General features: G+C 68.8%; 11 protein-coding genes. 3 read left to right on the forward strand and 8 right to left on the reverse strand.

The annotated features are described in order from the left end of the window. The first annotated feature begins 15 nt into the window (after positions 1-15). From arcA to arcC, 3 genes are all read left to right on the forward strand, one after another. The gene (gene arcA, locus KY49_RS33555; RefSeq protein WP_042588526.1) at positions 16-1,272 is read left to right on the forward strand and encodes an arginine deiminase; all 1,257 of its coding nucleotides are present in this window, start codon (positions 16-18) and stop codon (positions 1,270-1,272) included. Positions 1,273-1,336: 64 nt separating this feature from the next. Next, positions 1,337-2,347: an ornithine carbamoyltransferase gene (locus tag KY49_RS33560; RefSeq protein ID WP_010092369.1), complete on the forward strand. Its 1,011-nt coding sequence runs from the start codon at positions 1,337-1,339 to the stop codon at positions 2,345-2,347. 58 nt (positions 2,348-2,405) lie between these two features. Beyond that, entirely contained in the window at positions 2,406-3,344 is a 939-nt protein-coding gene (gene arcC / locus KY49_RS33565) for a carbamate kinase (protein ID WP_042588527.1), read from the forward strand. Between the two features lie 57 nt (positions 3,345-3,401). On the opposite strand, the gene sctC is transcribed toward arcC, so the two are convergent. From sctC to pilO2, 8 genes are all read right to left on the reverse strand, one after another. Next, positions 3,402-5,213, reverse strand: a complete 1,812-nt coding sequence (gene sctC / locus KY49_RS33570) for a type III secretion system outer membrane ring subunit SctC (protein WP_042588528.1) — start codon at positions 5,211-5,213, stop codon at positions 3,402-3,404. A 118-nt stretch (positions 5,214-5,331) separates the two neighbouring features. After that, entirely contained in the window at positions 5,332-7,014 is a 1,683-nt protein-coding gene (gene pilV / locus KY49_RS33575) for a shufflon system plasmid conjugative transfer pilus tip adhesin PilV (RefSeq protein WP_042588529.1), read from the reverse strand. Continuing rightward, the gene (gene pilM / locus KY49_RS33580) at positions 7,014-7,493 is read right to left on the reverse strand and encodes a type IV pilus biogenesis protein PilM (RefSeq protein WP_042588530.1); all 480 of its coding nucleotides are present in this window, start codon (positions 7,491-7,493) and stop codon (positions 7,014-7,016) included. The genes pilV and pilM overlap by 1 nt, the downstream gene beginning before the upstream one ends. A gap of 39 nt (positions 7,494-7,532) precedes the next feature. Beyond that, on the reverse strand, positions 7,533-8,093 hold the full coding sequence (locus KY49_RS33585; protein ID WP_042588531.1) for a type 4 pilus major pilin: 561 nt from the start codon (positions 8,091-8,093) through the stop codon (positions 7,533-7,535). Between the two features lie 33 nt (positions 8,094-8,126). Then, complete coding sequence (locus KY49_RS33590) at positions 8,127-9,203, reverse strand: type II secretion system F family protein (RefSeq protein WP_042588532.1); 1,077 nt, start codon at positions 9,201-9,203, stop codon at positions 8,127-8,129. Next, positions 9,193-10,803 (reverse strand): GspE/PulE family protein, encoded by a 1,611-nt coding sequence (locus tag KY49_RS33595; protein ID WP_042588533.1) that lies wholly within the window; start codon positions 10,801-10,803, stop codon positions 9,193-9,195. Before KY49_RS33595 ends, KY49_RS33590 begins: the two co-directional genes overlap by 11 nt. Then, the gene (gene pilP / locus KY49_RS33600; RefSeq protein ID WP_042588534.1) at positions 10,800-11,294 is read right to left on the reverse strand and encodes a type IV pilus biogenesis protein PilP; all 495 of its coding nucleotides are present in this window, start codon (positions 11,292-11,294) and stop codon (positions 10,800-10,802) included. Before pilP ends, KY49_RS33595 begins: the two co-directional genes overlap by 4 nt. Before the next feature lie 13 nt (positions 11,295-11,307). Beyond that, positions 11,308-12,594: a type 4b pilus protein PilO2 gene (gene pilO2 / locus KY49_RS33605; protein WP_042588535.1), complete on the reverse strand. Its 1,287-nt coding sequence runs from the start codon at positions 12,592-12,594 to the stop codon at positions 11,308-11,310. Between the last annotated feature and the right edge of the window lie 10 nt (positions 12,595-12,604).

The raw sequence follows: 12,604 nt of genomic DNA on the forward strand, positions 1-12,604 counted from the left end.
CGATAAGGTAACCATATGAACAACGCCATTCCTCAAGTCGGTGTCCATTCCGAAGCCGGCAAGCTGCGCAAGGTGCTCGTGTGCTCGCCCGGGCTCGCGCATCAGCGCCTCACGCCGAGCAACTGCGACGACCTGCTGTTCGACGACGTGATGTGGGTGAACCAGGCCAAGCGCGACCACTTCGACTTCGTGTCGAAGATGCGCGAGCGCGGCGTCGACGTGCTGGAGATGCACAACCTGCTGACCGAGACCGTCAAGAACCCGGCCGCGCTGAAGTGGATCCTCGATCGCAAGCTCACGCCGGACAGCGTCGGCATGGGCCTCGTCGCCGAGGTGCGCGCGTGGCTCGAAAGCCTCGAGCCGCGCACGCTCGCCGAATTCCTGATCGGCGGCGTCGCGGCGAGCGACATCCCGGGCGCCGAGCGCTCGAAGGTGCTCACGCTGTTCCGCGACTATCTCGGCAAGTCGTCGTTCGTGCTGCCGCCGCTGCCGAACATGATGTTCACGCGCGACACGTCGTGCTGGATCTACGGCGGCGTCACGCTGAACCCGATGCACTGGCCCGCGCGCCGGCAGGAAACGCTGCTCGTCACCGCGATCTACAAGTTCCATCCGGCGTTCGCCGACGCGCAGTTCGACATCTGGTACGGCGATCCCGACCGGGATCACGGGATGGCGACGCTCGAAGGCGGCGACGTGATGCCGATCGGCCGCGGCGTCGTGCTCGTCGGGATGGGCGAGCGCACGTCGCACCAGGCCATCGGCCAGCTCGCGCAATCGCTGTTCGCGAAGGGCGCGGCCGAGCGCGTGATCGTGGCCGGCATGCCGGCCTCGCGCGCGGCGATGCACCTCGACACCGTGTTCAGCTTCTGCGACCGCGATCTCGTGACGATTTTCCCGGAAGTCGTGAACCGGATCGTGCCGTTCACGCTGCGCCCCGGCGACGACGCGCACGGCGGCATCGACATCGTGCGCGAGGACCAGCCGTTCGTCGACGTCGTCGCACAGGCGCTCGGGCTCAACGCGCTGCGCACCGTCGAGACCGGCGGCAACGATTTCGCGGCCGAGCGCGAGCAATGGGACGACGGCAACAACATGGTGTGCGTCGAGCCGGGCGTCGTCATCGGCTACGACCGCAACACGTACACGAACACGCTGCTGCGCAAGGCCGGCATCGAGGTGATCACGATCAGCTCGAGCGAGCTCGGGCGCGGCCGCGGCGGCGGCCACTGCATGACCTGCCCGGTCCTGCGCGATCCGATCGACTACTGACCTCGACACGAGCATCGCGGCGCCCCGGCGCCGCGCCCACCCCGACAACCTGCGGAGAAACCAGATGAGCTTCAACCTGCACAATCGCAATCTGCTGAGCCTGATGCACCACAACACGCGCGAGCTGCGCTACCTGCTCGATCTCGCGCGCGACCTGAAGCGCGCGAAGTACAGCGGCACCGAACAGCCGCGCCTCGTGCGCAAGAACATCGCGCTCATTTTCGAAAAGACGTCGACCCGCACGCGCTGCGCGTTCGAGGTCGCCGCGTACGACCAGGGCGCGAACGTCACGTACATCGACCCGACGTCGTCGCAGATCGGCCACAAGGAAAGCATGAAGGACACCGCGCGCGTGCTCGGCCGGATGTACGACGCGATCGAGTACCGCGGCTTCAGCCAGGAGATCGTCGAGGAGCTCGCGCACCACGCGGGCGTGCCCGTGTTCAACGGCCTCACCGACGAATACCACCCGACGCAGATGCTCGCGGACGTGCTGACGATGCGCGAGCACAGCGACAAGCCGCTGCACGACATCAGCTACGCGTATCTCGGCGACGCGCGCAACAACATGGGCAACTCGCTGCTCCTGATCGGCGCGAAGCTCGGGATGGACGTGCGGATCGGCGCGCCGAAGTCGCTGTGGCCGTCCGCCGAGCTCGTCGCGCAGTGCGAGGCGTTCGCGGCCGAAAGCGGCGCGCGGATCACGCTGACCGAGGACCCGCTCGAAGCGGTCAAGGGCGTCGACTTCATCCACACCGACGTGTGGGTGTCGATGGGCGAGCCGGTCGAGGCGTGGGACGAGCGGATCAAGGCGCTGCTGCCGTACCAGGTGAACCGCAAGCTGATCGAATCGACCGGCAATCCGCGCACGCGCTTCATGCACTGCCTGCCGGCGTTCCACAACTGCGAGACGAAGGTCGGCAAGCAGATCGCCGAGCGCTATCCGCATCTGAAGGACGGCATCGAAGTCACCGACGAGGTGTTCGAATCCCCGCGCTGCATCGCGTTCGAGCAGGCGGAAAACCGCATGCACACGATCAAGGCGGTCCTCGTGTCGACGCTCGGCGGCATCTGACGCGTCCACGCGCCCGGCGTGCCACCGTGCGCCGGGCGCACCTTCAAGGAGAAACACGATGCGTATCGTCATCGCATTGGGCGGCAATGCGCTCCTGCAGCGCAATCAGCCGATGACCGAGACCCAGCAGCGCGAAAACGTGAAGATCGCGGTCGCGCAGATCGCGCAGATCGCGGCCGGCAACGAGCTCGTGATCGCGCACGGCAACGGGCCGCAGGTCGGCCTGCTCGCGCTGCAGGGCGCGGCCTACACCGCGGTCGCCCCCTACCCGCTCGACGTGCTCGGCGCGCAGACGGAAGGGATGATCGGCTACCTGATCGAGCAGGAAATGGGCAACCTGCTGCCGTCCGACGTACCGTTCGCGACGCTGCTCACGCAGGTCGAGGTCGATCCGGCCGATCCGGCGTTCGACCATCCGACCAAGCCGATCGGCCCCGTCTACGTGCGCGAAGAAGCCGAACGGCTCGCGCGCGAGAAAGGCTGGCGCATCGCGCCGGACGGCGACAAGTTCCGCCGCGTGGTGCCGAGCCCGCGGCCGCGGCGCATCTTCGAAATCCGGCCGATCAAGTGGCTGCTCGAGAAAGGCTCGATCGTGATCTGCGCGGGCGGCGGCGGCATTCCGACGCGCTACGACGCGAACGGCAAGCTCGCGGGCGTCGAGGCGGTGATCGACAAGGATCTGTGCGCGGCGCTGCTCGGGCGCGAACTGCACGCGGACCTTCTCGTGATCGCGACCGACGTCGACGGCGCGTACATCGACTGGGGCAAGCCGGCGCAGGCGCTGATCGAGGCCGCGCATCCGGACGCGCTCGAGCGGCTCGGCTTCGCGGCCGGCTCGATGGGGCCGAAGGTCCAGGCGGCGATCGAGTTCGCGCGCGAGACCGGGCGGGACGCCGTGATCGGCTCGCTCGCGGACATCGTCGCGATCGCCGAAGGCCGCGCCGGCACGCGCGTCAGCACGAAGGTCGACGGAATCCGTTATCGCAAGCCGCAATGACGGCAGCCTGACGAACACCCGGCCGGCGGCGGCATGCGCCGGCCGATCGACGTCCGCTCAAGGCTCGATCACTTTCGGCGTCACGAGAAAGAGCCGCTCGCTGTGGCTGTCCTCCTTGTCGGTCGAGCGGAACAGCCCGCCGATGAGCGGCAGCTTCGACAGCACCGGCACGCCCGATTGCGTGCTCGAGCGCGCATCCATCTTGTAGCCTGCGATCAGCAGCGCCTGCCCCTGCTCGATGAACGCCTGCGTGTTGATTTCGGTCGACACGATCACCGGAATGTTGTCGACCGTCTGTCGCGACAGCTCGCCGTCGACGATCCGCACGTCGAGCTTGATCTGCGTGCGCCCGCCCTCCTCCACGACCATCGGCAGCACGCGCAGCGACACGCCCGTCGAGATGCTGTACAGGTCCGCCGACGTGTAGCCCGCGACGCGCACGAAGAACTGCTTCTTGTTGTCCATCACCGCCTCGACGTTGTCGAGCGTCGTGACTTTCGGGCTCGCGTCGGTGCGCGCCTGGTTCGCCGATTCGAGCGCGTTGATCCGCGCGAGCAGATAGCGGCCCGCGTCGCCGAGCACGGCCGTCAGCGACAGGCCGAGCGGGCTTGCCGGCACGCTGACCGAGTCGTTGCCGGACAGCGAGATCGAGCCGAAGGTCGGATTCAGCGAGCCGTTCGCATACGAATTCTGCGACGTGAGCCCCGTGCCCGTCTGCAGGTCGAAATGGCTGTTGTGCGCGCGCCAGTCGATGCCGAGCTGCTTGAGCGCGCCTTCGTCGATCTCGATCATGCGCGCCTCGATCTCGATCAGGCGCGGCTTCACGTCCAGCAGCGCGATCAGGTCCGGGTACTGCGCCATGTGCTCGGGCACGTCGCGCACGAGAATCGAGTTCGTGCGCGGATCGGCCTGGATCACCGGCAGGTCGGCCGAATCGCCCGCGCCCACGGGCGCGCCGCTCGCGCCGCCGAGCGGATCGAGCACGCCGCCGCCCTGGGCGCGCGTCGCGCCCGAGTTCGCGATCGCCGCGGCGAGCATGCCGCTCGGGCGCGGCTCGCCCCCCTGGCCGCCGCCCTGCATGCCCGTGCCTTCGCCCGACTGCGCGCCCTGCATGTACGGCGGCAGCGGCGGCAACGGCGGCGTGCCGCTGCGCCCGCCGCCGAGGTCCGTCATCGGCGCGGCGCGGCTGATCGGCTTGCCGACCGTCGTCTGCGACGCGCGCTTGCCGTCGCCCGGGTGATACATCCGGTTCAGCAGCGACGCGACGCCCGGCATCGTCACGGTCGTGCCGTCGACGTTCACGTCGCGATCGGCGGCCCACGCGTGCTTCAGCGAGAACACCCGGATCTGCGTGCCGCCCGTGCGCGCGGAATTCTCGTCGAGCCGCGCGGCGACGCTCGTCACGAGTTCGACGTAGCGCGGCGGCCCCGCGACGAGCGCGGTGCGCTGCTGCGCGTTGTAGGTGACCGGGTAGCGCGGGTCGGCGATCTTCATCTGTTCGAGCAGGTCGCGCAGGTCGCCGGTGTTCGCGCGATCGAGCTTGACGAGGGTGCTCTTCATGTCGCTCGCGGGCGTCACGTACAGCACGGTGCCGTCGTAGTACCAGACGAAGCCGAACGATGCGGCGAGCGTGTCGAGGAAGCGCTGCGGCGACATCTTCATCTTGCCGCTGACGGCACCGCCCACGCCGGGCGCGACGTTCGCCGCGATGTTCTGGCTCGCGGCGAGGTCGCGCAGCACGTCCTTCACGTCCTTGCCTTCCGCCGCGTACTGGATTTCGGTGCTGCGCCAGCGGATCGGCGCGGCGTCGACGGATAGGCTTGCAAGCGAGCACAGCAGGGACAGCAAAACGGGGATCTTGGCCTTCATGGGTCCGTCCGGTGGGGGCGCGCGGCACGTCGGTCGGACGTGCGCGCGCCGCAGATGGGAGACCCGTGCAGTAAACCGCAGCCGCGCGCGGCGACGGCCGCGCGCGGCGAAGGTCCGTTCAATAGAACGAATTGATGGTCCAGCCGGTGGCGAGCGGCGTCTGGAGGAAGGTCTGGCCGTTGCTGCAATAGCTGGACGTCCACGGCGTCTTCGCGTAGCCGTCGTACGTCGCCCATTTGCTCGAAAGCCTGACCGTGTAGCCGCTGCGCGGCTCGGCGGCCACGTTCAGCGTGACGTTGATCGTCGCGGCGTCTTCCTTCAGCTTCGACGACTGTGCCTCGTTGTGAGCGATCGCCTTGCCGCTCCTGGCGTCGATGACCTCGACGACGAGACGCATCTGTCCTTCCCGTCCCTTCTGGTCGCACGTCGAATAGGCCATGTGCATGTATGCGCTCACCGCGATCAGCCCGTTGTTGTCGAGCTTCACCTGCCGGTCGATCGTGTACGTGTACGTGCCGTCCGGTTCGTAGGTGATGAACGATCCGTTCGGATAGCCGCCGGTGTAGGTGTACGAGCATTGCGGGAAGTCCCTCGCGCCGGGCGTCGCCATCAGGATCTGGCAATCGATGTCGGTGCTGCCGATCTTGATCCCCGACTGCGGGAGCCATTTGCCGTTCTGGCAAGACAGCACTTGTCCGTCCTGGCCCATTGATATGAGGCCGGCGTCCGGCCGCCTATCATCGGGCGAGCACGGCGTGTTGACGACGACGCGGCCGGTGATTTCGTACTGTTTGGCCGAGACGACGCCGGGCACGATCAGGTTGTCGTTCTGATCGATCGCGAGTGCCTGCCAGGCGGCCCCCGTCCACGCATACGCACGGAACGTGTCGAGCGTGAGGCGCACGTCGCCACGTTCGTTCGATGTGTTGGGCAACTGGTCGGTCTGCTCGACAGGATCCTTCCAGTGACCGCCCGCGCCGCGCCACACGCCGTCCTTGCAGCTCAGCAGCTTGCCGGTCGAGTCTGCGCCGAGCTTGCCGTTCGTGTAGTTGCCGGCCGTTCCGCAGTTCGCCGCGTCCGCGCTGCCATCGTCGAACGTGTGCGTGAGCCAGATCGGCACCTGCATCGCATTCGCCTCCGGATGGCCGCCGACGCCGACGCGGTACAGATAATCGCTGTTGATCTGCTGGCCCGGCCCGTTGAAGAAGATTTCATTCGCGAGGTGGCCCGCGTTCGGTGGCGCGGCGTCGTTCGGATCGCACTTCGGCGAGCTTCCGCTCAGGAACGTGCCAAGTGGCATCCGCCACGCGTTGAACGCGCCGCGTGCGAGCGTCGGATCGCTCTCCGAAATCGAGCCGCCGCCCGGCCCCGCGCTCGCGGCGACGAGCCCGAGTTCCTTGTCGCCGATCGCCGCGCCACCCGTCGTCACGACGAGCGCGTCGAGTCCGGTCCCCGTCGCGGTCCGCTTGACGAGCACGCACGTGTGCTGGCCGTACGCGTTCTGCGGCCGCAGTGCGGCCGGCAGATCGTTCGTCGCCTGCAGATCGGCCAGACTCATCACGACGGGCGTCTGCGTGTTCGCGCGCTGCCACCATGCGTCGTAATCGCGCTTCAACGCGCGCGTCGCCGCGGCCGTCACCTGCGCCTGGTATTGCGCGGCCTGCTGTGCGCGCACGTCGTCGAGCGACGTATCCATCATCATCGCGATGCCCGCGAGCATCAGCGCGGCAATGGCGAGCGCCGCGAGCATTTCGATCAGCGCGAAGCCGCGCGCGCGGCGGCGGGAAGACATGAGATGCATCAGTAAGCTTGCCCCATCCAGACCGGCGCACCGTCCGCAATCGTCAACCCGGCCGGCAACGGCACGCCATCCGCCGGCGCGTTCGGATTCGCATGGCCGGGGCGCACGACCGTGTTGCGATACGCGACGCCCGCGAGCAGCGAGCCGTCGGCGAGCGTCGCGATCTCGCCCGCGATGTTGACGGGCGGCATCGCCGCCGCATACGCGACGACGGTGCCGTCCGCGACATAGTTGCGCCATGGCGGATTCGCGTTCGGATACCAGGTCGGAAACGGCAGCTTCGTGTTCGGCACCGCACCGCGCGTGCCCGGATGCGCGCGTGCGTAGTCGAGCGCCGCCTGACGGTAGATGGCGAGGTCTTCGGCGAGCGCCTGCGCGTTGCGTGACGGCTGCAGCGCGGGAACGGCGGACGGGCCTTGCAGCGTCGCGTAGACGGCGGCGATCGACGCGAAGGCCAGCACGGCGGCGAGGGCGTACATGAGGAGCGGCGTGGGTGATGGAGAAAGAGACGGTCGGCGTCAGTTCGACGTCCAGGTGATCGTGGCGTTGTCCGCACAGATTCTCGTCGCGTCGGTCGGTGAGACCGGATAGTTGATCGCGGCATTCTGACCGACCGCCACTGTCCGCCAGTTGCCGCCTGCCGTCAGCGTATTGATGCAGATGTCGCGCGGGACATTCGTGTACGCGACTGTGAAGGTCTGCCCGTTCGCGCTCCCCGTCACCGTGACGGTCCCGCCCCATGCATTCGCTACGTTTGCACCGTTGACAGGCAGCGTGCTCGGAAACACCCTCGCCGCGATCAGGTTCGCGTTGAGATCGACGCCATTTCCATAATTGTTCACCTGCCCCATATAAAGCTTCTTCGTCCCCGTCTGAATCGCATTCAGCTCTTCGGCAAGCCGATTCGTATTCGCACTCGAAAACGCCGACCCGAGCAGCGCGATCGCGCCGACGATCACGATCGCGGCGACGCCGAGATACGCGATGCTTTCGAGCAGCGACGCGCCGCGCTGCTTGCGGTGGCGCCGGCAGAACGCGGGCTGGTGTCGATACGCGGGATGATTGGCGAGTGGTTTCATATGGTCCTTCTCCTGAATTGAAAATGCGCGACGTCAATGCATCGCGCGCGTCATCGCGGCGATTTCCTGCTGAATTCCGAAAAATCCCGTCACGAGCCAGCCGATCAGCATTGCGAGCACGACGATCGCGACGCCGTTCAGCACGCGCATCTGCGCGGCGATCCGCGCGACGCCCTCTTCGAGCCACTCGTCGGCGAGCATCTTCAGCGCCGCGTCGAAGCCGCCGAATTCGGCGTAGATGCACAGATCCTCGACGATCTCGCGCGACGGAAACTGATAGCCGGTGTTGTGCAGCGCCTCGCCGGCGTTGAGGCCCGACTTCACGCCGTCCAGCGTGTCGTCGATCCGCTCGCGCAGCCACGGCCCCGCGACCGCGCCGATCTTCAGCAGCGCCTTCTCGACCGTGACGCCCGACGCCTGCAGCGCCGAGAACGCGATCAAAAAGCCGCTGCCCGTGACGAGCCGGTAAATCGAATAAGGCGGCACGCGGTCCGCATAGATGCGCAGCGGCCCGCGCCAGCGCGGCAGCGACCATGCGAGCGCGGCGAGCGCCACGACCAGGAGCGCGACGACGACGAGCATCCAGCCCTGCACGAACAGCGACATCAAATACAGCGAGCGCGCGGCGCCATGCCAGTGCGTCGGATCGGCGATCAGCGCGAATTTCGGGATCACATGCGTGCCGAACAGGTACAGGTAGCCGATCACCATCACGACGAGCCCGACCGGATACGCGACGCCGCCCGTCACCGCGCGGCGAATCTTCCGGCCCGACTGCACGATGTCGGCCACCGACGCGAGCGCGTCCTCGATGCGCCCCGCCTGCTCGCCCGCCGCGACGATCATCTGCTCGGTCGCGGGCACCCACGTTTCCATCGCCTCGGACAGCATCCGGCCGTTCTGCACCGCGAGCCGCCAGTCGGACAGCACGATCGCGAGCGGCTCGCGCGGCTTGCGGCCCTCGCGCGACGCACGCCATTCGAGTTCCTCGAGCACCTTGAGCAGCGGCAGCCCGTTGCCGAGCATCTTCGCGATCTTCCGGTAGACGCGCAGCCGCTCGTCGGCATTCAGGCACAGCTTCGCCCAGCGGCGGTTCAGCTCAAGTGCCATAGCTGAATCCGACGAGCGACAACTGCTGCCGCGCCTCGCCCGACACCGGCGCGAGCGTGCCGACGATGCGCTCGACGCCGCGCGGATCGACGAGCCCCGCCGCGACCTTGCGCAGCGCGTGCTCGGCGAGCGTCATCCCGCCGAGCGTGCGGGTCCAGTACTCGAGCGCGCCGGCCTTGTCGCCGTCGCGCAGGAACTCGAACAGCCGCGCATCGGGCAGGATCACCTCGGCGACGACCGTGCGGCCGATCGTGCCGACCGTGCGGCAATGCGCGCAGCCGTCGCCCGCGATGCACACGTCGTGCATCCGGCTGTCGAGCGCGAGCCGCAGCCGCGCGAACAGGCCCGGCTCGATGCGGTCCGGATGATCGACGAGCCGCAGCTTGCAATGCGGGCACAGCAGCTTCACGAGACGCTGGCTGATCAGCCCGGAGACCACCGTGTGATCGGTGACCATCCGCGCGTGCAGGCCGAGATCGATCAGGCGGTCGGCGATCGCGAGCGCGCTGTTCGCATGCACCGTCGTCCACACCTGGTGGCCCGTCATCGACGCGCGCAGCGCCGTCTGCCCGGACGCGCGGTCGCGGATCTCGCCGATCATGATCGTGTCCGGGTCGAGCCGCATCGCGTTCGTGATCGCCGCCGCGAACGCGAGCGCGCGCGCCTCCTCGGTCGGCGCGTTCGCCACCGGCGTCTGCACCGCGCCGCCGATCGGATACTCGATCGGGTCCTCGACCGTGATCACGTGCAGGCTGCCGCGCGATTCGTCGATCTGCGCGGCAAGCATCCGCTGCAGCGTCGTCGACTTGCCGGAGCCCGTCGGCCCGCTGATGATGTTCATCCCGTGCGGCTGCGCGCGCAGCGTGCGAAACGCCGCGACGTGCTCGGGCGCGAAGCCGAGCGCCGCGAGATCGGACGCGTCGCCCGCATCGTTGTACAGCAGCCGCAGCACCATCAGGCTGCCTTCGTTGGTCGGCGTCGTCGCGATCCGCACGCCGTACAGGTCGTCCGGCAGCTTGTCGCGGTCGCCGATGCTCGCATCCTGCCGCTCGTTCGGCCGGTAGCTGTTGTCCGACACGGTCGTCATCGCGCCGTACAGCGTCGCGAGCAGCCGCTCGCCGTGCTCGCGCGTGTGCTCGTTCACGCGCACGAGCTCGTTGTGGATGCGGAAGTAGACCTCGGTGCTGAAGCGGCGCACGCGGATATGGATGTCCGACGCGCGCTCGCGGCACGCGCGGCCGATCAGCTCCTTCGCGAGCACCTGCATCACCGTGTGATCGAGCCGCTCGCCGCCGCCCGCCACATGCTGCCGGTACGCCTCGCGCACCTGCGTCAGCGTCGCGGGCGTCGGTCGATAAGGCCGGCCCATCCGGTCGAGCCGCGCGCGATACGACAGCACGAACGGGTTCATCTCGTGGCCTTCGGCGATCAGCAGGCGCCCGTCGTCGAACAGGCAGACGAACTTGCGCTCCTCGACGCTCGCGGCGAAATCGCCCGCTTCGCTGACGGCGCGCGGGCCGCGCGGCTGCGCGGCGTCGGCACTGGCGGACGGCGTCGCGCGCGCGAACATCGGCTCGGGTCGTTGCGCGTCCTGGTTCATGACCCGCTCGCCGGCAACGAAGGCACGGAAGGCAGCGGCGCGGCCGCGTCGGCCGGCAGCGGCGGATTGCCCGCATAGGAAGGCGACGCCGTCGACAGCCGGACCGTGCGCCCGCGATTCGACACGACGACCGCGCGCGGCTCGATCGCGACGACGCGTCCGCCGTCCGGCAGCGCGTCGCCGCGCTGCACCTCGAATTCGGCGCCGCCGTTCATCCGCAGCGTCGCGAACGCGCGCTTGCCGACGCCTTCGATCGCCGTCACCGTGAATTGCCCGCCGGCCGGCGCGCCGCCGCCGAGCGCACGCGCGAGCTGCGCGGCACGCTCGATGACCTGCTGCTGGGTTTCGAGCTTCTTCAGCTGCGCCTGCAGCAGCACCGTCTCGCTTTGCAGCTGCGTGAGCCGCGCGGCGGTCGCGGCGCCGTCGTCGGGCGACGCGGGCCCGGCCGCGCACGCGGTGCCGGCGAACAACGCCAGGCCAAGCAAGCACATCGATCGAACGCGACTATTTCGCATAGAGCACTCCTTCGAGAGTCCACTGATTGTTCTGGTAAGCGATGCGCTGCACGCGCAGCCCCGGCACGTCGATCGCGCGCACGAACTCGGGCGGCGCGATGCCGCCGAGGGTCGCGTTCAGCCGGTACGCGCGCCACCCGGCCGCGGCGGCGGCCTGCTGCGCGAGATTCGCGAGCGGGGCGCCCGATGCCTGATCGGGAAGCAGCCGGTCGAGTTTAGCGGCCGTGTCGAGCCATTGGAGACGCGCCAGAAGTTGTGTCCTGACGGCCGAATCGTCGACGAGCGGCGTGTCGCCGGCCTTCGGCGCGGCGAGCGGCACGTCGAGCGTCGCGCGCTCGCCGTCGGTGTCGACCGTCGCGCCGGGCTCCACGGCGAGCAGGTAGCGCACGTTCGAGCCGTTGCGCGCCCACGCGTAGTGCACGGCGTCCGGCGTGCATTCGTAGCGCTCGAGCCGCCAGCCGCCCGGCGCGAGCCGGCCGAAACGCGCCGCGCATGCGCGCGCGAACCCGACCGCGTCGGGCAGCGTCGCCCACGGATGCACGATGGGCGCGCTCGTCTGCCGCGCCGCGAGCTCCGCGCGCACGCGCTCGAGCGCCGCCTCGCGCTCCTCGGCCTCGACCTTCGCGCGATGATGCCAATACGCGAGCGCGCTGCCGGCCGCGACGCACACGAGCGTCGCGGCGATCAGCGCGGTGCGCGGCGGCAGGCGCCGCTCGACGGGCCGCAGCGCCCACCAGCGCTCGGTGCGCGGCCGGCCGCCGCGGCGCGGCAGCAGTTCGTCGAGCCGTTTCGGCTGGAAATTCTGGAAGCCCTGCCGCTCGAGCTCCGGCTCGCCGATCACGACGTTCCAGCCGCCCCACGCGTAATCGGTGTGCAGCCGCTCCAGCGCTTCGTCGCGCGTGCCGATCCAGTCGCCTTGCGGCATGAACGCGTGGTCGCGCACCGCGAAGTACGCCCAGCGTCCGTCCGGCAGCGCGAACGCGCCGAGCCAGTTCGGCGCGGGCTGCCGGCGGCCGTTGTAGAACGCGCCTTCGAGCGCGATCGCGCGCGACACCATCGCGCCGAGCGACAGATGCCCGGGCGTGAAGCCGTCGCGCGTATTCGCATAGCCCGCCGCCGCGCCGCCGCGATCGATCCGCAGCACCATCAGGTCGAACTTCAGCTTCTTCGCGAGCTCGACCGCTTCGGCGCGCAGCTCGTTGCGCCGCGACAGCGATTGCCAGAACAGGCCGGCGACGAAGCGCTGGCGGCCGATTTGAATCACTTGCGCGCTCATCGCCGGCTCC

It is taken from the genome of Burkholderia sp. MSHR3999 (assembly GCF_000833595.1).
Lineage (GTDB): Bacteria > Pseudomonadota > Gammaproteobacteria > Burkholderiales > Burkholderiaceae > Burkholderia > Burkholderia ubonensis.

Excerpts from the sequence above, each read along its gene's own strand:
- arcA (WP_042588526.1), top strand. The coding sequence starts at position 16 with ATGAACAACGCCATTCCTCAAGTCGGTGTCCATTCCGAAGCCGGCAAG.
- KY49_RS33560 (WP_010092369.1), top strand. The coding sequence starts at position 1,337 with ATGAGCTTCAACCTGCACAATCGCAATCTGCTGAGCCTGATGCACCAC.
- arcC (WP_042588527.1), top strand. The coding sequence starts at position 2,406 with ATGCGTATCGTCATCGCATTGGGCGGCAATGCGCTCCTGCAGCGCAAT.
- sctC (WP_042588528.1), bottom strand. The coding sequence starts at position 5,213 with ATGAAGGCCAAGATCCCCGTTTTGCTGTCCCTGCTGTGCTCGCTTGCA.
- pilV (WP_042588529.1), bottom strand. The coding sequence starts at position 7,014 with ATGCATCTCATGTCTTCCCGCCGCCGCGCGCGCGGCTTCGCGCTGATC.
- pilM (WP_042588530.1), bottom strand. The coding sequence starts at position 7,493 with ATGTACGCCCTCGCCGCCGTGCTGGCCTTCGCGTCGATCGCCGCCGTC.
- KY49_RS33585 (WP_042588531.1), bottom strand. The coding sequence starts at position 8,093 with ATGAAACCACTCGCCAATCATCCCGCGTATCGACACCAGCCCGCGTTC.
- KY49_RS33590 (WP_042588532.1), bottom strand. The coding sequence starts at position 9,203 with ATGGCACTTGAGCTGAACCGCCGCTGGGCGAAGCTGTGCCTGAATGCC.
- KY49_RS33595 (WP_042588533.1), bottom strand. The coding sequence starts at position 10,803 with ATGAACCAGGACGCGCAACGACCCGAGCCGATGTTCGCGCGCGCGACG.
- pilP (WP_042588534.1), bottom strand. The coding sequence starts at position 11,294 with ATGTGCTTGCTTGGCCTGGCGTTGTTCGCCGGCACCGCGTGCGCGGCC.
- pilO2 (WP_042588535.1), bottom strand. The coding sequence starts at position 12,594 with ATGAGCGCGCAAGTGATTCAAATCGGCCGCCAGCGCTTCGTCGCCGGC.